Source organism: Delftia sp. WSY_22 (genome assembly GCF_043104185.1).
GTDB classification, from domain to species: Bacteria; Pseudomonadota; Gammaproteobacteria; order Burkholderiales; family Burkholderiaceae_C; genus Comamonas; species Comamonas tsuruhatensis.
This window is the reverse complement of the sequence record NZ_JBICKN010000006.1, coordinates 651,528-669,516: the sequence shown is the minus strand read 5'-3', so window position 1 is coordinate 669,516 and position 17,989 is coordinate 651,528. Positions and strand designations below refer to the sequence as shown.

Annotated in this window: 16 protein-coding genes and 1 tRNA gene; 13 read left to right on the top strand and 4 right to left on the bottom strand. The window is 64.3% G+C overall.

All coding sequences use genetic code 11. The features are described 5' to 3' along the window. Nucleotides 1-12: 12 nt before the first annotated feature. Nucleotides 13-1,197 (bottom strand): spherulation-specific family 4 protein, encoded by a 1,185-nt coding sequence (locus ACF8NF_RS03645; protein WP_043790009.1) that lies wholly within the window; start codon nt 1,195-1,197, stop codon nt 13-15. An 85-nt stretch (nt 1,198-1,282) separates the two neighbouring features. On the opposite strand from ACF8NF_RS03645, the gene ACF8NF_RS03640 reads away from it, so the two are divergent. Beyond that, nucleotides 1,283-2,185 (top strand): D-hexose-6-phosphate mutarotase, encoded by a 903-nt coding sequence (locus ACF8NF_RS03640; RefSeq protein ID WP_241150306.1) that lies wholly within the window; start codon nt 1,283-1,285, stop codon nt 2,183-2,185. A 70-nt stretch (nt 2,186-2,255) separates the two neighbouring features. Here the strand turns inward: ACF8NF_RS03640 and ACF8NF_RS03635 are convergent, their stop codons facing one another. Then, nucleotides 2,256-3,407, bottom strand: coding sequence for a S1C family serine protease (locus tag ACF8NF_RS03635; protein WP_016445593.1), 1,152 nt, complete (start codon nt 3,405-3,407; stop codon nt 2,256-2,258). Nucleotides 3,408-3,706: 299 nt separating this feature from the next. Between ACF8NF_RS03635 and ACF8NF_RS03630 the strand changes: the two genes are divergently transcribed. The 3 genes from ACF8NF_RS03630 to pdxA all read left to right on the top strand — a co-directional run bounded on the left by ACF8NF_RS03630 (nt 3,707) and on the right by pdxA (nt 7,020). Continuing rightward, nucleotides 3,707-5,032 carry an MFS transporter gene (locus tag ACF8NF_RS03630; RefSeq protein ID WP_046238480.1) on the top strand — a complete coding sequence of 442 codons (1,326 nt, stop codon included), beginning with the start codon at nt 3,707-3,709 and terminating at the stop codon, nt 5,030-5,032. A 74-nt stretch (nt 5,033-5,106) separates the two neighbouring features. Then, nucleotides 5,107-5,868: a Nif3-like dinuclear metal center hexameric protein gene (locus tag ACF8NF_RS03625; RefSeq protein WP_016445595.1), complete on the top strand. Its 762-nt coding sequence runs from the start codon at nt 5,107-5,109 to the stop codon at nt 5,866-5,868. Nucleotides 5,869-5,958: 90 nt separating this feature from the next. Further along, entirely contained in the window at nt 5,959-7,020 is a 1,062-nt protein-coding gene (pdxA, locus tag ACF8NF_RS03620) for a 4-hydroxythreonine-4-phosphate dehydrogenase PdxA (protein ID WP_016445596.1), read from the top strand. A 92-nt stretch (nt 7,021-7,112) separates the two neighbouring features. Here pdxA and mscL read toward each other — a convergent pair whose 3' ends face one another. Continuing rightward, a complete protein-coding gene (gene mscL / locus ACF8NF_RS03615; RefSeq protein WP_012207302.1) occupies nt 7,113-7,541 on the bottom strand; it encodes a large conductance mechanosensitive channel protein MscL in 429 nt (142 codons plus the stop codon). A 149-nt stretch (nt 7,542-7,690) separates the two neighbouring features. On the opposite strand from mscL, the gene petA reads away from it, so the two are divergent. The 6 genes from petA to ACF8NF_RS03585 all read left to right on the top strand — a co-directional run bounded on the left by petA (nt 7,691) and on the right by ACF8NF_RS03585 (nt 12,022). Beyond that, complete coding sequence (gene petA / locus ACF8NF_RS03610) at nt 7,691-8,287, top strand: ubiquinol-cytochrome c reductase iron-sulfur subunit (RefSeq protein WP_016445597.1); 597 nt, start codon at nt 7,691-7,693, stop codon at nt 8,285-8,287. Nucleotides 8,288-8,301: 14 nt separating this feature from the next. Continuing rightward, nucleotides 8,302-9,717, top strand: a complete 1,416-nt coding sequence (locus ACF8NF_RS03605) for a cytochrome bc complex cytochrome b subunit (protein WP_016451018.1) — start codon at nt 8,302-8,304, stop codon at nt 9,715-9,717. A 17-nt stretch (nt 9,718-9,734) separates the two neighbouring features. Continuing rightward, the gene (locus ACF8NF_RS03600) at nt 9,735-10,490 is read left to right on the top strand and encodes a cytochrome c1 (RefSeq protein ID WP_016445599.1); all 756 of its coding nucleotides are present in this window, start codon (nt 9,735-9,737) and stop codon (nt 10,488-10,490) included. A 104-nt stretch (nt 10,491-10,594) separates the two neighbouring features. Beyond that, on the top strand, nt 10,595-11,206 hold the full coding sequence (locus tag ACF8NF_RS03595) for a glutathione S-transferase N-terminal domain-containing protein (protein ID WP_012207298.1): 612 nt from the start codon (nt 10,595-10,597) through the stop codon (nt 11,204-11,206). A gap of 110 nt (nt 11,207-11,316) precedes the next feature. Then, nucleotides 11,317-11,847: a ClpXP protease specificity-enhancing factor gene (locus ACF8NF_RS03590; RefSeq protein ID WP_016445600.1), complete on the top strand. Its 531-nt coding sequence runs from the start codon at nt 11,317-11,319 to the stop codon at nt 11,845-11,847. Nucleotides 11,848-11,946: 99 nt separating this feature from the next. Continuing rightward, nucleotides 11,947-12,022 (top strand) — tRNA-Thr (locus ACF8NF_RS03585). Between the two features lie 69 nt (nt 12,023-12,091). Here ACF8NF_RS03585 and ACF8NF_RS03580 read toward each other — a convergent pair. Beyond that, nucleotides 12,092-12,397, bottom strand: coding sequence for a hypothetical protein (locus ACF8NF_RS03580; RefSeq protein WP_016445601.1), 306 nt, complete (start codon nt 12,395-12,397; stop codon nt 12,092-12,094). A 310-nt stretch (nt 12,398-12,707) separates the two neighbouring features. Here ACF8NF_RS03580 and secA point away from each other — a divergent pair, with 310 nt between their 5' ends. From secA to ACF8NF_RS03565, 3 genes are all read left to right on the top strand, one after another. Continuing rightward, nucleotides 12,708-15,455 (top strand): preprotein translocase subunit SecA, encoded by a 2,748-nt coding sequence (gene secA / locus ACF8NF_RS03575; RefSeq protein ID WP_154833618.1) that lies wholly within the window; start codon nt 12,708-12,710, stop codon nt 15,453-15,455. A gap of 150 nt (nt 15,456-15,605) precedes the next feature. Continuing rightward, nucleotides 15,606-16,838: a bifunctional glutamate N-acetyltransferase/amino-acid acetyltransferase ArgJ gene (gene argJ / locus ACF8NF_RS03570; RefSeq protein WP_016445603.1), complete on the top strand. Its 1,233-nt coding sequence runs from the start codon at nt 15,606-15,608 to the stop codon at nt 16,836-16,838. A gap of 165 nt (nt 16,839-17,003) precedes the next feature. Continuing rightward, nucleotides 17,004-17,960, top strand: coding sequence for an ATP-binding protein (locus ACF8NF_RS03565; RefSeq protein WP_154833619.1), 957 nt, complete (start codon nt 17,004-17,006; stop codon nt 17,958-17,960). Nucleotides 17,961-17,989: the final 29 nt, after the last annotated feature.

Here is a 17,989-nt window from a genome sequence, read left to right as displayed (position 1 = left end):
TTCAAGCGGCCTCTACGAGCAGGCGGGAAGGGCTTGCCCGGCATTGGTGGCGCGCACGGTCTGCACAAAGGCATCCCAGTAATTCGGCAGCCCGGCCCAGGGGTTGCCCACGCCGGTGCTGGGCTCGAACTCCAGCTGGGTCACATAGATCCATCCCGCCTGGTAGCGTGCCGAGGCGGCCGACTGCACGGCCGTCTGCATGGCCGCGCAGCCCGACACGTTGTGCACCAGCGAGGCCTGGTGGCTATTGGCCAGCCCGTACAGCCAATCGAAACTGGTCGTGCGCGGATCGTAGGTGGCGTACGTGGAGCCCTTGCCCTCGAACGTGGTCAGCACATCGGCCACATCGGCATAGCCGGCCACGGGCACGAGGCCCGGATTGCCGATCACGATCAGGTCGGGATTCTTGGCCTTGATGTACTGGTAGATGCTGCGGTAGAAGTCCAGCCGGTTGGCGGTGGCCGCCATCTCGTCAATGAAGAAGCCCTTGACCAGGCCTGCGCCGTAGTGCGTGAAATAGTTGTCGATATTGGCCTGGATGCTGGCCAGCGATCGCGTGCCCGTGCCATAGCTGGAGCTCACATAGCCCACCAACTGCCCGCCCGCGTTGGCAAAAGCGGTTGCGGCGCGCGTGATGTTCGCATCCGGGCCACTGAAAATGCCGTTGGCCGGGTTCAGGATGGCCGTCATCTGCACGGTCGGATTTGCCTGGGCGCTGGCTGCCAGCGCATTCCAGGCCGTGGCCCCCGCGCCCGTGGGATAGAAATACGCAGGCACCAGCACCCGCAGCGGCGCAGGAGCCGGGCGCAGATAGAAGGTCTGCGAAGCGCTGCCCGTGCGGCTTCCCACGGTGGCGCTGGCCTGCACCTGCTGGCGGCCCGGCGTGGCGCCGGTCAGGGAGGCAGTTGCCACGCCGGAGCTGGTCAGCGCCGAGGTGCTGACGCCTGTGGCTGCGCTGAAGCTCACCACGGTTCCATCGGCGGCATTCACGCCATCTGCGAGAACACCTGCGCGCAGGGTCAGTGCCGAGCCTGCAGTCACCACATCCCTGGCGGCAGGGGCCGTCCATTGCACGGTGACCGAGGTCACTCCGGGCTGGCCGGTGCCGCCGCCATCGCCCCCGGTGCCGCCGCCAGCGCTGCTGTCACCACCACCGCCTCCGCCGCAGGAAGCCAAGGAGGCGGCCAGGGCGAGCATGCCGAGTCGCAGGACAAGAGGAGAGGGAGCGTGGGAGCGTTGCATGACAGAGGAAGGCTGGGCGGGGGAAAGGCTATATTCAAGCATGAAAGTTACATCTTCCTTTCCCGCAGTAACAGCTTTACCTGCGGCCGCGCAAGCTCCCGGCGCCTGCGCTGATGCATGGCAGGGCCTGCCCGCCATCCGCCTGCGCCTGGCCTGCGGCGATGCTGCCCTGGTGGCCTTGCAGGGGGCGCAACTGCTGTCCTGGCAGGCAGGTGGCGAGGAGCAACTGTTCCTGAGCCCTCATGCCGCCCATGACGGCCACACACCCATACGCGGCGGCATTCCGGTCTGCTTTCCCCAGTTCAACCAACGCGGCCCGCTGGTCAAGCACGGCTTTGCGCGCACCCTGCCGTGGCAGGCTGATGCAGCACAGGCCGAGGTTCTTGCCGGCGATGGCTTGTTCCTGCGGCTCAGGCTCGCCGACACGCCGCAGACGCGCGCCGTCTGGCCGCATTCCTTCGAGACCTGGCTGGAGGTGACGCTGTTGCCCGGCCGGCTTGACGTGGAGCTGGTAGTGCACAACCGGGGCGACACGCCTTTGGCTTTCACTGCCGCCTTGCACAGCTACCTGCGCGTGGCGGACGTGGAGCAATGCCGGCTGCAAGGCCTTGACGGCCTGCCTTACTGGGATGCCGTGGCCGACACCCATCCCACGCAGCACGGTGACGTGCGCTTTGGCGAAGAGCTCGATCGCGTCTACCCCCGGCCCGGGAACGCCATGGAGCTGGCCGCACTTGGCGGCGGCTTGCGGATCTCGCAGGATGCCGCCTGGACCGAGACCGTGGTCTGGAACCCCGGCCCCGCGCTGTGTGAACGTCTGCCCGACATGCCGCCGCAGGGGTGGCGGCAGATGCTGTGCGTGGAGGCCGCCGCCATCGATGCGCCCGTGCATGTGGCGCCCGGCGCGCAATGGCGCGCGGCCCAGCGCCTGCACAAGCTGTAGCTCAGCACCGGCCCTGCAATGAAAAAGCGCCTGTGAACAGGCGCTTTTTTCGTTGGGGCGGGGGGCCGGGTCAGCGGCGCTGCATGCGCTGTGCCGACTGCGCAGGGCGCAGGCCCGGGGTGATCTGCAGCTCCACGGGGCCTTCGCCACGGCGCACATCGAATTTCGCGGCCTCGCCGGGCTTGAGCGCGGCCACGGCGGTCAGCAGTTCGGACACATTGCGGATGGGCTTGTCGCCCACCTGCACGATCACATCGCCCGGGCGCATGCCGGCCTGGGCAGCGGGGCCTGCCTGCAGCACGCCGGTGATGATCACGCCGGAGTCGGCCTTCACGCCAAAGGTCTCTGCCAGCTCCGGCGACAGCTCATTGGGCTCCACGCCGATCCAGCCGCGCACCACGCGGCCGTCCTTGACGATGCCGTCCAGCACCAGCTTGGCCGTGGACACGGGAATCGCAAAGCCGATGCCCATGCTGCCACCCGAGCGTGAATAAATGGCGGTATTGATGCCCAGCAGATTGCCGCTGGCATCCACCAGCGCGCCGCCCGAATTGCCGGGGTTGATGGCGGCGTCGGTCTGGATGAAGTTCTCGAAGGTATTGATGCCCAGCTGACTGCGGCCCAGTGCACTGACGATGCCGCTGGTCACCGTCTGGCCCACGCCGAAGGGATTGCCGATGGCCAGCACGCGGTCGCCCACGTCGATCTGGTCGGAATTGCCCAGAACGATGACGGGCAGCTTGTCCAGGGCGATCTTGAGCACGGCCAGGTCGGTCTCGGGATCGGTACCGATCACCTGGGCCTTGGCCTGGCGGCTGTCGGTCAGCGTGACCTCGATGTCATCGGCGCCCTCGACCACATGGTTGTTGGTCAGGATGTAGCCGTCCGGGCTGATGATCACGCCGCTGCCCAGGCCTGCCTGCTCCTGCGTGCCCTGGTCGCCGAAGAAGAACTGGAACCACGGATCGTTGCTGCGCGGATGCCGTACCGCCTTGCTGGTGTTGATGCTCACCACGGCCGGCGCTGCCTTCTTGGCCGCAGGTGCAAAGCTGCCCGGGCTGACTTCTCCGACGGGCGTGGCCGGCGCCTCCAGCAACGCAATGCCCGCGTTGCTGCGCACGGCGCCGCGGCGCAGCCAGTCCGGCTGCAGGGTGGCAACGACGAAGTAGGCAGCCACCAGGATGGTGACCGCCTGCGAAAACAGCAGCCAAGTGCGTTTCATGAAGTGTGGTGTTCTGTGCGGGAGGACAAGGCCCCATTGTGAGGCATGTCGTGAGCGGGGCGGTGGGCCGGCGGGCGAGCACCAAAGCCGCGCTCCCCACACAGCTACAGTACAAACCCTAGAATCCCCCGACGACTGCGCCACGCCGCGTTCGCTGTTGCGCCGGCTCACAAGCCGGCCCCAAGAGAGAGCCAAGTCCTCCGATCCCGAAGTCTTGCAGAACGATCTGCCGCCGCACGCCCATCCGTTGCCGTGGCATCCACCGCGCCGTCCTGCTGTTCGATCCCTGGAAAAAAACCATGACTACGCTTGACCAAGCGCAGCCGGGCATGGCCCCTGCTGTTGCGACCGCACGTCCTCTCAACCGACAGGACTACAAGACCCTGGGCCTGTCGGCCCTGGGGGGCACCCTGGAGTTCTACGACTTTGTCGTTTTCGTTTTCTTCGCCAACGTCATCGGCAAGCTGTTCTTCCCGGCAGAGATGCCGGACTGGCTGCGCCAGCTGCAGACGCTGGGCATTTTTGCGGCGGGCTACCTTGCCCGGCCCATCGGCGGCATTCTGATTGCGCACTTTGGCGACATCCTGGGCCGCAAGAAGATGTTCACGCTGTCCATCTTCCTGATGGCCGTGCCCACGCTGGTGATCGGCCTGCTGCCCACCTATGCCTCCATCGGCATTGCCGCGCCGATTTTGCTGCTGGCCATGCGCGTGCTGCAGGGCGCGGCCATTGGCGGCGAGATGCCGGGCGCCTGGGTCTTCGTGGCCGAGCATGCGCCGGCGCGCCACTACGGCTTTGCCATCGGCTCGCTGACTTCGGGCATCACGGGCGGCATTTTCCTGGGCTCCATCATCGGTGTCTGGCTCAACAGCACCTACAGCGCCGAGGAGATCCACGACTGGGCCTGGCGCATGCCCTTCATCCTGGGCGGCGTGTTCGGCCTGGTGTCGGTCTATCTGCGCAAGTTCCTGCACGAGACACCCATTTTCCAGGAGCTGATGGCGCGCAAGCAGGCCGACCGCGAACTGCCGCTCAAGACCATCGTGCGCGACCACCGCCAGGCCTGTGTGCTGGTGGCGCTGATGACCTGGGTGCTGTCCACGGCCATCGTGGTGGTGGTGCTGTTCACACCGGCCTATCTGCAGAAGGTCTTCCACATCGACGCGGCCCTGACCATGAAGGCCAATGCTGTGGCCACGGTGACGCTGACGCTGGGCTGCGTGTTCTGGGGCTGGCTGTCCGACCGGATGGGCACGCGTGTGGCCATGGTCACGGGCTGGCTGGGCATGACAGTGACGGCCTATGCGTTCTATCTGAACCTGCCGGGCACGGCGTCCTCGCTGGTGTGGAGCTATGCGCTGGTGGGCTTTTTCGTGGGCAGCATTGCGCTGCTGCCGGTGGTGGGCGTGCGCGCCTTCCCGGCCGAGGTGCGTTTCACGGGCCTGTCCTTTGCCTACAACATGGCCTATGCGGTGTTCGGCGGCATGACGCCCATGCTGGTGTCCGTGTGGCAGCAGGTGGATGTGATGGCGCCTGCGCACTATGTGGCGGCCATGGGCATCCTGGGCGCGGCCATCGGCTTCTGGCCCCTGGCCTGCCGTGGTTGGCAACCCAGGCGCGGCTGAGCTTGGCAGTGGAATGAAGGGCAGCATGGCTGCCCTTTTTCCTGGGCGCCGCATGGATCGCTGACAATCCTTTCATGAGCACCACGCGACAAGAACTCCTGGCCCACTTCGACGGTTTGCTGCAGCCCGAGCGCTTCAAGGACTATGGTCCCAACGGCCTGCAGGTGGAGGGGCGCGGCGAGATCCGCCGCATCGTCAGCGGGGTGACGGCCAGCCGCGCGCTGATCGAGGCGGCCATCGAGGCGCAGGCCGATGCCATCTTCGTGCACCACGGCCTGTTCTGGCGCGGCATGGATGGCCGCATCACGGGCTGGCTCAAGGAGCGCATCCGCCTGCTGCTGGCCCACGACATCAATCTCTTTGCCTACCATCTGCCGCTGGATGCCCATCCGCAATGGGGCAACAACGCGCAGTTGGGCGTGCAGCTGGGGCTTGAGGGCCAGGCAACGTTTGGCGAGCAGAACCTGGGCTGGATGGCGGCAGCGGATTTTGCCGATGCGGCTGCGTTGGGCAGGCATGTGGAGCAGGCGCTGGGGCGCACGCCTGTCTGCGTGGGGGGAGAGCGCCTGCGCCCCAATCACCCCATTCGCCGCATTGCCTGGTGCACGGGCGGCGCGCAAGGTTTCTTCGAGGCCGCGATTGCCGCTGGGGCCGATGCCTTCATCACGGGCGAGATTTCCGAGCCGCAGGCGCATCTGGCCCGGGAAACGGGCGTGGCCTTCCTGGCGGCAGGCCACCATGCCACGGAGCGCTACGGCGCGCCGGCCCTGGCGGGTCAGGTGGCATTGGAGCTGGGGCTGGAGCACCGTTTCATCGAGATCGACAATCCGGCCTGATGCAGTTCCATCCTTGGCGCATCCCTTTGGCGGAGCCTTTTGCCGCAAGCGTGGTGCGAATAACCGGCTTGCCTGATCCGGATACTGAAAATGCCTGATTCCACACAGTCCACGGCCTTGATGGCCATCACCCAGGGCGACTCTGCCGGGGTGGGGCCCGAGACCATTGCCAAGGCGTTCATGGACGCGCCCGAGCAGATGCGCGGCTGCTTCGTTGTCGGCGAGTTGCAGACGCTGCGCCGGGCAGCCGCCGTGGCGGCGCGTGCGCGCGATGGCGACAACGCCATTCCCATGCCCGTGGCCGTCATCGAGTCGGCCGAGCAACTGTGGCAGGTGCCGCCCCATTGCGTCCCTTTGCTGGAGCTGCCCGGGCTGCCCGGTCCTGCGCCCTGGGGGCAGGTGAGCGCCAGCGCCGGTGACGCGGCCGCGCGCTGCGTGGTCTGGGCTGCGCGGGCTGCCTTGCGAGGCGAGATCGCGGCTCTGGTCACGGCGCCCCTGCACAAGGAGGCGTTGCATGCTGCGGGCGTGGACTTTCCTGGTCATACCGAGCTGCTGCAGTTCGAGGCTGCGCAGTATGCGGGTGTGGGCCTGGACCGCATGCCGGTGCGCATGATGCTGGCCAACGATGAGCTGCGCACGGTGCTGGTCAGCATCCATACCTCGCTGCGCAAGGCGATCGATGCGGTAACGAAGGACAACCTGCTGCAGACCTTGCGCATCACGCATGAGGCCCTGTCTCGCAGCCTGGGCCGCCCGCCGCGGATCGGTGTGGCAGGGCTGAACCCGCATGCGGGCGAGGGCGGCCTGTTCGGCAGCGAGGAGGTGGAGATCATTGCCCCGGCCATCGCCCAGGCGCGCGCCGAGGGCCTGGACGCCCACGGACCTTTTGCGCCCGATACGGTGTTCATGCGCGCCCGCAATGCTCCCGGCCATCCCGGCGAGTTCGACGCGGTGCTGGCCATGTACCACGACCAGGGACTGATTCCCGTGAAGTACCTGGGCGTGGAAAAAGGCGTGAATGTCACATTGGGGCTGCCGCTGGTACGCACCAGTCCGGACCACGGCACGGCTTTCGATATTGCGGGGCAGGGTGTTGCAGAGGCCGGAAGCCTGATTGAGGCCGTGCGAATGGCGCGCAAATTGGCGGCTTGAATGGCTAGCCCAAGCATCGGGAATCTGCAGTAATGGAAAACGCCCGTGGCAACCATGCCACGGGCGTTTTGATTTGCGTCAAAACACGGATTTCAGCGCTTGAGGCTGTCGCGAATCTCGCGCAGCAGCACGATGTCTTCGGGGGTGACGGGCGCGGGAGCGGGGGCTGCCGGTGCCTCGCGGCGCAGGCGGTTGATCTGCTTGACCATCATGAAAATGATGAAGGCCAGGATGATGAAGTTCACTGCCACCGTGATGAAGTTTCCATAGGCAAATACGGGGACGCCGGCCTTCTTGAGCGCATCGAGCGTCATCGCCGTTCCGGGGGGTACGCTGCCCAGCACGACGAACAGATTGGAGAAGTCCAGCTTGCCGAAAACCAGGCCCACGACCGGCATGATCAGGTCGTTTACCACGGAATCGACGATTTTGCCAAACGCTCCACCAATGATGACGCCCACGGCGAGATCTACCACGTTTCCCTTAACTGCGAACTCACGAAATTCCTGCATCATGCCCATGGCTGGCTCCATCTGGAAAGAGTTTGAGATAGCGCAGTATTGCGCGGCTTTGGAGCCTGTCAACGGCACAAGCAGCATGGAATAACCATACTCGCCCCGCTACAATTTATTGTTGACCCCAACTCAAGCGACGTAGTTCGAGGAACCCCATGAGTGACACTCCAATCGACTCCAGCAAGCGGACGTGGATCATCACGTCGGCGTGCGCTGGTGCGGTGGGCGGCGTGGCGACAGCCGTCCCGTTCGTGAGCACCTTCCAGCCATCCGAGAAGGCCAAAGCCGCCGGGGCTGCAGTGGAGGTCGATATCTCCGCCCTCAAGGACGGCGAGAAGCTCACGGTCGAGTGGCGCGGCAAGCCCGTCTGGATCATCAAGCGCACGCCTGACCAGATCAAGGAGCTGCCCGAACTGGACAGCCAGTTGGCCGATCCCCAATCCAAGCGCCACCCTGAAGAGTTCACGCCGCCCTATGCGATGAACGAGGCCCGCTCGATCAAGCCCGAAGTGCTGGTCGTCGTCGGCATCTGCACGCATCTGGGCTGCTCGCCTTCCGACAAGTTCCAGCCGGGCGCCCAGCCCTCGCTGCCCAGCGACTGGAAGGGCGGCTTCCTGTGCCCCTGCCATGGCTCGACCTTCGACATGGCTGGCCGTGTCTTCAAGAACAAGCCGGCTCCCGACAACCTGCAGGTGCCGCCGCACATGTACCTGTCGGAGACCAAGCTCCTCATTGGTGAAGACAAGGCTTGAGGGAGACAAGAACAATGGCCCACGAATTCAAGGACATCGATCCGAATGCGCCCGCCGGCGCCAAGCTCACGAACTGGTTCGAGAACCGTTTTCCCACGGCTTTCGACGCCTATCGCGTGCACATGTCGGAGTACTACGCTCCGAAGAATTTCAACTTCTGGTACATCTTCGGCTCGCTGGCGCTGCTGGTGCTGGTGATCCAGATCGTCACCGGCATCTTCCTGGTGATGCACTACAAGCCCGACGCCGAAAAGGCGTTCGCCTCGGTGGAGTACATCATGCGCGATGTGCCCTGGGGCTGGCTGATCCGCTACATGCACTCCACGGGTGCGTCGGCCTTCTTCGTCGTGGTCTATCTGCACATGTTCCGCGGTCTTCTGTACGGTTCGTACCGCAAGCCGCGCGAACTGGTCTGGATCTTCGGCTGCGCCATCTTCCTGGTGCTGATGGCCGAGGCCTTCATGGGCTACCTGCTGCCCTGGGGCCAGATGTCGTACTGGGGCGCCCAGGTGATCGTGAACCTGTTCTCGGCGATTCCCTTCATCGGCCCTGACCTGGCGCTGCTGATCCGTGGCGACTACGTGGTGGGCGATGCCACGCTCAACCGCTTCTTCAGCTTCCACGTGATCGCCGTGCCCCTGGTGCTGCTGGGCTTGGTCGTGGCCCACTTGCTGGCGCTGCACGATGTGGGCTCCAACAACCCGGATGGCATCGAGATCAAGGGCCCCAACGCGCCCAAGGACGCCAAGGGCCATCCGCTGGACGGCATTCCCTTCCATCCCTACTACACGGTGCACGACATCTTCGGCGTGACGGTGTTCCTGTTCCTGTTCTCGGCCGTGGTGTTCTTCGCGCCCGAGTTCGGCGGCTACTTCCTGGAGTACAACAACTTCATCCCGGCCGATCCGCTGAAGACGCCTTCGCACATTGCGCCGGTCTGGTACTTCACGCCGTTCTACTCGATGCTGCGTGCCATCACCAGCGAGATGATGTACGTGCTCATCGCCTGCGTGGTGCTGGGTGCGGGCTTTGGCGTGCTCAAGTCGCGCCTGCCGGCCGCCGTCAAGGGCGTGGTCGCCATCGTGGCCCTGGGCGTCATCGCCATGATGCTGTCCATCGATGCCAAGTTCTGGGGTGTGGTGGTGATGGGCGGTGCCGTGATCATCCTGTTCGCGCTGCCCTGGCTCGATTGCAGCCCGGTCAAGTCCATCCGCTACCGCCCGAGCTGGCACAAGTATCTCTACGGCATCTTCGTGATCAACTTCGTGATCCTGGCCTATCTCGGCGTGCAGCCGCCTTCGCCCATCGGCGAGCGCGTGTCCCAGGTCGGAACGCTGTTCTACTTCGGCTTCTTCCTGCTGATGCCCTGGTGGAGCCGTCTGGGCAAGACAAAACCCGTTCCCGATCGTGTGACGTTCAAGCCGCACTGAAGCTGGAGAGAACAACAATGAAGAAACTGATTCTCACGTTGATCGCGGCCCTGGGCATCGTGACCGGTGCACAGGCTGCCGAAGGCGGCATCGCCTGGGACAAGGCCCCGGGCAAGACGAATGACACGGCATCGCTGCAAAACGGCGCCAAGCTGTTCGTCAACTACTGCCTGAGCTGCCACTCGGCCGCATTCATGCGCTTCAACCGGCTGCAGGACATCGGGCTGACCGAGCAGGAAATCAAGGACAACCTGCTTTTCACCACCGATAAGGTCGGCGAGACCATGAAGGCGGCCATCAACCCCAAGGAAGCCAAGGAGTGGTTCGGCGCCAATCCTCCGGACCTGACGGTGATCGCACGTTCGCGTGCCGGCCACAACGGCACGGGCGCCGACTACCTCTACACCTTCCTGCGCACCTTCTACCGCGACGACACCAAGGCCACGGGCTGGAACAATCTGGCCTTCCCCAGCGTGGGCATGCCCCATGCGCTGTGGCAACTGCAGGGCGAGCGCCGCGCTATCTTCGAAGAAGCCGAGGAGCACGGTGTGAAGACCCAGGTTTTCAAGGGGTGGGAGCAGGTCTCTCCTGGCAGCATGAGCGCAGTGCAGTACGATCAGGCAGTTGGCGATCTGGTGAACTACCTGCAATGGATGGGTGAGCCGGCACAGAACAGCCGCACCCGCATTGGCGTGGGTGTGCTGCTTTTCCTGGCGGTCTTCATCTTCATCGCATGGCGCCTCAACGCCGCGTTCTGGAAAGACGTCAAATAAAACCGTGACTGCAGAAGGCCGTGCAAGCAATTGCTGCGGCTGAACTGTGTGCAGAGTGGGCGCCGCGAGCGACCCACTCTTTTTGATTTTTAGGAGCCTCCACCATGATGGTGCTTTATTCGGGAACGACCTGCCCCTTTTCACACCGTTGCCGCTTCGTCCTGTTCGAAAAAGGCATGGACTTCGAGATCCGCGATGTGGACCTGTTCAGCAAGCCTGAAGACATCAGCGTGATGAATCCGTACGGCCAGGTGCCCATCCTGGTCGAGCGCGACCTGATCCTGTACGAATCGAACATCATCAACGAGTACATCGACGAGCGCTTCCCGCATCCCCAGCTGATGCCCGGCGACCCGGTGGACCGCGCCCGCGTGCGCCTGTTCCTGCTGAATTTCGAAAAGGAACTGTTCGTCCACGTGAGCACGCTCGAGGAGCGCAACGTCAAGGGCAACGAAAAGGCCATCGAGAAGGCCCGCGCCCACATCCGCGACCGCCTGACGCAGCTGGCTCCCGTGTTCCTCAAGAACAAGTACATGCTGGGCGAGAACTTCTCCATGCTGGACGTGGCCATCGCCCCGCTGCTGTGGCGCCTGGACTACTACGGCATCGAGGTGTCCAAGAACGCCGCCCCGCTGCTCAAGTACGCCGAGCGCATCTTCTCGCGCCCTGCCTACATCGAAGCGCTGACGCCTTCCGAGAAGGTGATGCGCAAGTAATTCGCATCGGTTGACGACTGATTGCGCGGGCAGGGAAGGCGGTCAACCGGTCGCCATCCTGCCCGTTTTCGTGTTCCGACCACTCAGACCACTCATTTCCTGGGATCGTCATGACTGCCCCCGAAGCAACTTCCACCCGCCCCTACCTGATCCGGGCACTGTACGAGTGGTGCACCGACAACGGCTTCACGCCCCACATCGCCGTGCGTGTGGACCGCAATGTGCAGGTGCCGCGCGAGTTCGTGCGCGACGGCGAGATCGTGCTCAACGTCAGCTACGACGCCACCAGCGGCCTGCAGATGGGCAATGACTTCATCAGCTTCACGGCCCGCTTTGGCGGCAAGCCCCGCGAAATCATGGTGCCCGTGGAGCAGGTGATGGCCATCTACGCACGCGAGACCGGGCAAGGCATGGCTTTCCCGGCGCCGGAGCCCGAGGCCGAAGCCGACAACGATGTTTCGCCCGGGCAGGAGTCCGATGAGCCTGTGCCACAGGACGCCGCCGCTGAGGTGCCGGCCGAGCCTGCATCCGACGAGCGCGTGGTGCAGCTGGTGAGCATCCACAGCGAAGGTGATGACGAAGAGCCCCCGCGCACGCCGCCGCCTTCGGGCACGCGGCCTTCGCTGAAGCTGGTCAAGTAGGTTTTTCGCATCGGCGCGCATGCCGTTGCTCCCGCAAGCGTGCTTGGCTCCATCGGGAAAGTCCGAAGCAGCATTTTTCTGCGCTAGAATGCGTGCTTCGCCGGTTTAGCTCAGTTGGTAGAGCACCCGCCTTGTAAGCGGTAGGTCGTCAGTTCGAATCCGACAACCGGCACCAGAAGGTCTCCTCAGGAGGCCTTTTTTCATTTCCGTGCCCCGATTCCGGCAGCCGCTCTTCAGTGGCCGGTCAGGCCTGGACCTTGAGGCGGATCTCGGCCACATCCCAGCCCTTGGTGCGCAAGTGGGCGGCCATGGCCGGCAGCAGCTGGCGTATCTTGGCCGCTGCCGCGTTGTTGCGCACCAGCAGGCACCAGGTGCTGCCCTCGATGGGGCCTGCCTGCAGGCTGTCGCGCAGCAGCGGTGGCACCAGGGGCAGGATGGCCGTCAGGCGATTGCTGGAGTCGCGTGTGAGCTGGGCGAGCCGGGCCAGTGTCGGCGAGTTCTCGACAGCGTGCAGGGCGGTGACGGCGTGATTGCGGCGTGTGAAGGTCATGGGCTTGAAGGCTGGTCAGGCAGCGTAGGCATGCGCCAGCCGGGACCCTCGTTATAGCAGCATCTGCAGGGCGGCGCGGGTCCGGGAATTCGGGTTCAGGGCTCTGCGGCCGCATGCGTCGGCCTGCCTGGAAGAGGGTTGGACAGAGACAGTTAGAATCAATTGTTCGGTTCTCGCTTCAGCCCGGCCGCATGTGTTCTCCAGCAGGGTACTTGCAGGCAGGTGGAGCGGCCCCATCTGAAATCCAACAATCTAGGGATTCCAGGCACACCGCAGTCCGCTTCAGCGGGTGGCGGTGTGTCTTTTTCGCATGGCCACCAACTTCCTCACCAAACTATTCGGCAGCCGAAACGATCGGCTTCTCAAGCAATACCGCAAGACGGTCGTTCGCATCAATGCGATGGAGCCCGACTACGAGAAGCTCAGCGACGAGGATCTGCGCGCAAAGACGCAGGAATTCAAGGAGCGTGTGGCCAAGGGAGAGTCGCTGGACGACCTGCTGCCCGAAGCCTTCGCCGTGGTGCGCGAAGGGTCCAAGCGTGTCATGAAGATGCGCCACTTCGACGTCCAGTTGCTGGGCGGCATGGCACTGCACTACGGCAAGATCGCGGAAATGCGCACCGGCGAAGGCAAGACGCTGACCGCCACGCTGCCGGTCTACCTGAACGCACTGTCGGGCAATGGCGTGCACGTGGTGACGGTGAACGACTATCTGGCCAACCGCGATGCCACCTGGATGGCCAAGCTGTACAACTTCCTCGGCCTGTCGGTGGGCATCAACCTGCCCAACATGCCGCGCGAGGAAAAGCAGGCCGCCTACAACAGCGACATCACCTACGGTACGAACAACGAATACGGCTTCGACTACCTGCGCGACAACATGGTCTACGAGTCGGGCGACCGCGTTCAGCGCGTGCTCAACTACGCCATCGTCGACGAGGTGGACTCCATCCTGATCGATGAGGCCCGCACGCCGCTGATCATCAGCGGTCAGGCCGAGGACCACACGGCCATGTACGTGGCCATGAACAAGATCGTGCCCAACCTGGTGCGCCAGGAAGGCGAGGCTGATCCCCGCACGGGCGAAGGCGTGACCAAGCCCGGCGACTTCACGGTGGACGAAAAGAGCCACCAGGTATTCCTGACCGACCAGGGCTACGAAGCCGCCGAGCGCCTGCTGGGCCATGCCGGCATGATTGCCGAGGGCGCCTCGCTCTACGACCCGGCCAACATCACCCTGGTCCACCATCTGTATGCGGCGCTGCGCGCCAACAATCTCTACCACCGTGACCAGCACTACGTGGTGCAGAACGGCGAGATCGTCATCGTTGACGAGTTCACGGGCCGCCTGATGGCGGGCCGGCGCTGGAGCGATGGCCTGCACCAGGCTGTCGAGGCCAAGGAAGGCGTGACCATCCAGGCCGAGAACCAGACCATGGCCTCGATCACCTTCCAGAACTACTTCCGTCTCTACGGCAAGCTGGCGGGCATGACGGGTACGGCCGATACCGAAGCCTACGAATTCCAGGAAATCTACGGCCTCGAAACCGTGGTGATTCCGCCCAACCGTCCCAGCAAGCGCGACGACCAGCTCGACCGCGTCTACAAGACCACGCGCGAGAAGTACGAGGCGGCGATCCGCGACATCCGCGAATGCCATGAGCGCGGCCAGCCCGTGCTGGTGGGTACGACCTCGATCGAGAACTCGGAAATCATCGACGAGCTGCTCAACAAGGAAAACCTGCCCCACCAGGTGCTCAACGCCAAGCAGCACGAGCGCGAGGCCGACATCGTGGCCCAGGCCGGCCGTCCCGGCATGATCACCATCGCCACCAACATGGCCGGTCGTGGTACCGACATCGTGCTGGGCGGCAACATCGAAAAGCAGGTTGCGGCTGTCGAGGCCGATGAATCCCTGTCCGAAGCCGAACGCCAGCAGCGCATCGAACAGATGCGCGCCGACTGGAAGATCGAGCATGACAAGGTTTCGGCCCTGGGTGGCCTGCGCATCATCGCCACGGAGCGCCACGAATCTCGCCGTATCGACAACCAGCTGCGTGGCCGTTCGGGCCGCCAGGGCGACCCCGGCTCCTCGCGCTTTTACCTGAGCCTGGACGATGCGCTGATGCGCATCTTCGCGGGCGACCGTGTGCGCGCCATCATGGACCGCCTGAAGATGCCCGATGGCGAAGCCATCGAAGCCGGCATCGTGACCCGCTCCATCGAAGGCGCTCAGCGCAAGGTCGAGGCCCGCAACTTCGACATCCGCAAGCAGCTGCTCGAATACGACGACGTGTCCAACGACCAGCGCAAGGTGATCTACCAGCAGCGCAACGAGATCCTCGACGCCTCGGACCTGCACGAGATGATCACGGTGATGCGCGATGACGTGGTGTCCGACCTGGTGCGCCAGTACGTGCCCGCCGAGTCCATGGAAGAGCAATGGGATCTGGCCGGCCTGGAAAAGGCGCTGGAAAGCGAATGGCGCATCCAGCTGCCGCTGCAATCGCAAGTGCAGTCCGCGCATGCCATCACCGACGAGGAGATCCTCGAGAAGGTGCTGCAGGCTGCCCGTGAAGTGTTCGAGGCCAAGGTCGAGCTGATCGGACGCGAGAACTTCACTCAATTCCAGCGCGCCGTGCTGCTGCAAAGCTTTGATACCAACTGGCGTGACCACCTGTCCGCGCTGGACTATCTGCGCCAGGGCATCCACCTGCGTGGCTATGCCCAGAAGCAGCCCAAGCAGGAATACAAGCGCGAGGCTTTCGAGCTGTTCCGCCAGCTCATCGACCAGGTCAAGACCGAAGTCACGCGCGTGCTGATGACCGTGCAGGTGCAGTCGCGCGAACAGGTGGAGCAGGCCACCGAGGCCATGGAGCAGCGCAGCGCCCACAGCCTGGAGCACATGACCTATGGCGCTCCCTCGGATGGCGACATCGGTGGCTCCCTCGAAGACGAGCCGCTGGAGTTGCCCGAAGGCGCTCGCGTGGGCCGCAATGATCCCTGCCCCTGCGGCAGCGGCAAGAAGTACAAGCAGTGCCACGGCAAGCTGTCGTGATGCGGCCGGCGTCGTAAGACGCCGCAAGACACGGAAAACGGCACGGATGCACTCCGTGCCGTTTTCTTTTTTAAGGTCGATGAAATACGTGCCGCCCCGGTTTGTTCCGATAATGGAGCGCGTTTTTCTTTCACTGTAGGAAGCCCCTCAATGCCTGTGAATCTCTCCGCTCCCGTGCACGCCGACCTGTTGGCGATCAACGGCGTTCGCATCGGCGTCACCGAAGCCGGTGTGCGCAAGGCCAACCGCAAGGACCTGTCCGTGTTCCTGCTCGACGAGGGCGCTTCGGTGGCGGGTGTGTTCACGCAGAACCGTTTCTGCGCAGCGCCCGTGCAGGTCAGCCGCGAGCACCTGGCCCAGACGTCCGGCGCCATCCGTGCCATGGTCATCAACACAGGCAATGCCAATGCCGGCACCGGCGCTGACGGACTGGCGCGCGCGCGCCGCACCTGTGCGGATCTGGCTGCGCTGCTGCAGCTCAAGCCCGAGCAGATCCTGCCGTTCTCCACTGGCGTGATCATGGAAGAGCTGCCCGTGGATCGCATCGCCGCCGGCCTGCCAGCTGCCATCGCAGCAGCCAAGGCCGACAACTGGGGCACGGCCGCCGAAGGCATCATGACCACCGACACCCTGCCCAAGGCCTTCAGCCGCGCCGTGGACATTGGCGGCAAGCGCGTGAGCATTACCGGCATCAGCAAGGGTGCGGGCATGATTCGCCCCAACATGGCGACCATGCTGGGCTTTCTGGCCACCGACGCCGCCATCGCACCTGAACTGTTGCAGCCTCTGGTCAAGGAGCTGGCCGACGGATCGTTCAACCGCGTGACCATCGACGGCGACACATCGACCAACGATTCCTTTGTGTTGGTCGCCACGCACAAGGCCGGCAATGCGCAGATCACTTCGCTGACCAGTGCCGAAGGCCAGGCCCTGAAGGCTGCATTGCTGGATGTGTCGCGCCTGCTGGCCCAGGCCATCGTGCGCGACGGCGAAGGCGCCACCAAGTTCATCACCGTCAAGGTGGAGGGCGGCAAGACCGAGGCTGAGTGCCGCCTCGTGGCCTATTCCATCGCGCATTCACCCCTGGTCAAGACGGCGTTCTTTGCCAGCGATCCGAACCTGGGCCGCATCCTTGCGGCGGTGGGCTATGCTAGCATCGACGATCTGGACCAGACCAAGATCGACCTGTACCTGAACGATGTGCATGTCGCAGTCAATGGCGGCCGCAACCCTGCCTATCAGGAGGAAGACGGCCAGCGCGTGATGAAGCAGCAGGAGATCATCGTGCGCGTGCTACTGGGCCGAGGGCAGGCCGAGCAGACCGTGTGGACCTGCGATCTGAGCCACGACTACGTGAGCATCAACGCCGACTACCGCTCCTGACTCTCCACCCACCGTGCCGCCGGCAGCCGCAGGCCTTGTGCCTGGCTGCTGCCAGCTTTCAATGGCGGCCGGCGCGCAAAAGCTCTGGCGTTGGCATGAGATCCATCTCGATTCCCGGGCATATCCAGCGTCGGTGGCCGTGAGATCCGTATTCGAGAGACATCCATGACATTGCCCACAGAAGCCGTCGCCGCCCCCTTGCTGCAACTCGTGCAGCGCGCCGAGCAACTGATGCAGCGCATCGAGGCCATCCTGCCCCAGCCGCTGCAATCCCCCGCAGACTGGAATACCGCCATCGCCTGGCGCTATCGCAAGCGCGCCAACGGCTGCGGTTTGCTGGAGCCCGTGCGCCATGTCGGCGCCATGCAGCTGTCCGACCTGCAGAACATCGATGTGCAAAAGGACAAGATCGCGCGCAACACCGAGCAGTTCGTGACCGGCCGCACGGCCAACAACGTGCTGCTCACCGGCGCGCGCGGCACGGGCAAATCCTCGCTGATCCGTGCCTGCCTGCATGCTTTTGCTTCGCAGGGCCTGCGCCTGATCGAGGTGGACAAGGCCGATCTGACCGACCTGCCCGACATCGTCGATGTGGTGGCCGGCCGGCCCGAGAAGTTCGTCATCTATTGCGACGATCTGAGCTTTGAGGAAGGCGAGCCTGGCTACAAGGCCATGAAGTCCATTCTGGATGGATCGGTCAGCGCCGCCAGCCCGAACGTGCTGGTCTATGCGACCAGCAATCGCCGCCATCTGCTGCCGGAGTACCAGTCCGAGAATCTGACCTACCAGCGCGGCGAGGATGGGGAGCTGCATCCCGGAGAGGTGATCGAGGAAAAAATCTCGCTGTCCGAGCGTTTCGGCCTGTGGGTGAGCTTCTACCCGTTCAGCCAGGACGAGTACCTGCGCGTGGTGGCACAGTGGCTGGAGGCCCTGGGCCTGGACCAGGCCACGATCGAGGCGGCACGCCCGGAGGCCCTGGTCTGGGCGCTGGAGCGCGGTTCACGCAGCGGTCGCGTGGCCCACCAGTTTGCGCGCGACTATGCGGGCCGTGCCGAGCGCCCGAGTCAGCGCCAGACCGGCATCGCCGATGTCCAGGGGTTGGCTGAAGAGGCTGAACTCTGAGCACCTGCTGCCTGGCCCTGGGCTGGGCA

Excerpts from the sequence above, each read along its gene's own strand:
- ACF8NF_RS03645 (WP_043790009.1), bottom strand. The coding sequence starts at position 1,197 with ATGCTCGCCCTGGCCGCCTCCTTGGCTTCCTGCGGCGGAGGCGGTGGT.
- petA (WP_016445597.1), top strand. The coding sequence starts at position 7,691 with ATGAGTGACACTCCAATCGACTCCAGCAAGCGGACGTGGATCATCACG.
- ACF8NF_RS03635 (WP_016445593.1), bottom strand. The coding sequence starts at position 3,407 with ATGAAACGCACTTGGCTGCTGTTTTCGCAGGCGGTCACCATCCTGGTG.
- secA (WP_154833618.1), top strand. The coding sequence starts at position 12,708 with ATGGCCACCAACTTCCTCACCAAACTATTCGGCAGCCGAAACGATCGG.
- ACF8NF_RS03565 (WP_154833619.1), top strand. The coding sequence starts at position 17,004 with ATGACATTGCCCACAGAAGCCGTCGCCGCCCCCTTGCTGCAACTCGTG.
- pdxA (WP_016445596.1), top strand. The coding sequence starts at position 5,959 with ATGCCTGATTCCACACAGTCCACGGCCTTGATGGCCATCACCCAGGGC.
- ACF8NF_RS03600 (WP_016445599.1), top strand. The coding sequence starts at position 9,735 with ATGAAGAAACTGATTCTCACGTTGATCGCGGCCCTGGGCATCGTGACC.
- ACF8NF_RS03605 (WP_016451018.1), top strand. The coding sequence starts at position 8,302 with ATGGCCCACGAATTCAAGGACATCGATCCGAATGCGCCCGCCGGCGCC.
- ACF8NF_RS03580 (WP_016445601.1), bottom strand. The coding sequence starts at position 12,397 with ATGACCTTCACACGCCGCAATCACGCCGTCACCGCCCTGCACGCTGTC.
- ACF8NF_RS03590 (WP_016445600.1), top strand. The coding sequence starts at position 11,317 with ATGACTGCCCCCGAAGCAACTTCCACCCGCCCCTACCTGATCCGGGCA.
- ACF8NF_RS03640 (WP_241150306.1), top strand. The coding sequence starts at position 1,283 with ATGAAAGTTACATCTTCCTTTCCCGCAGTAACAGCTTTACCTGCGGCC.
- ACF8NF_RS03630 (WP_046238480.1), top strand. The coding sequence starts at position 3,707 with ATGACTACGCTTGACCAAGCGCAGCCGGGCATGGCCCCTGCTGTTGCG.
- ACF8NF_RS03595 (WP_012207298.1), top strand. The coding sequence starts at position 10,595 with ATGATGGTGCTTTATTCGGGAACGACCTGCCCCTTTTCACACCGTTGC.
- argJ (WP_016445603.1), top strand. The coding sequence starts at position 15,606 with ATGCCTGTGAATCTCTCCGCTCCCGTGCACGCCGACCTGTTGGCGATC.
- mscL (WP_012207302.1), bottom strand. The coding sequence starts at position 7,541 with ATGGGCATGATGCAGGAATTTCGTGAGTTCGCAGTTAAGGGAAACGTG.
- ACF8NF_RS03625 (WP_016445595.1), top strand. The coding sequence starts at position 5,107 with ATGAGCACCACGCGACAAGAACTCCTGGCCCACTTCGACGGTTTGCTG.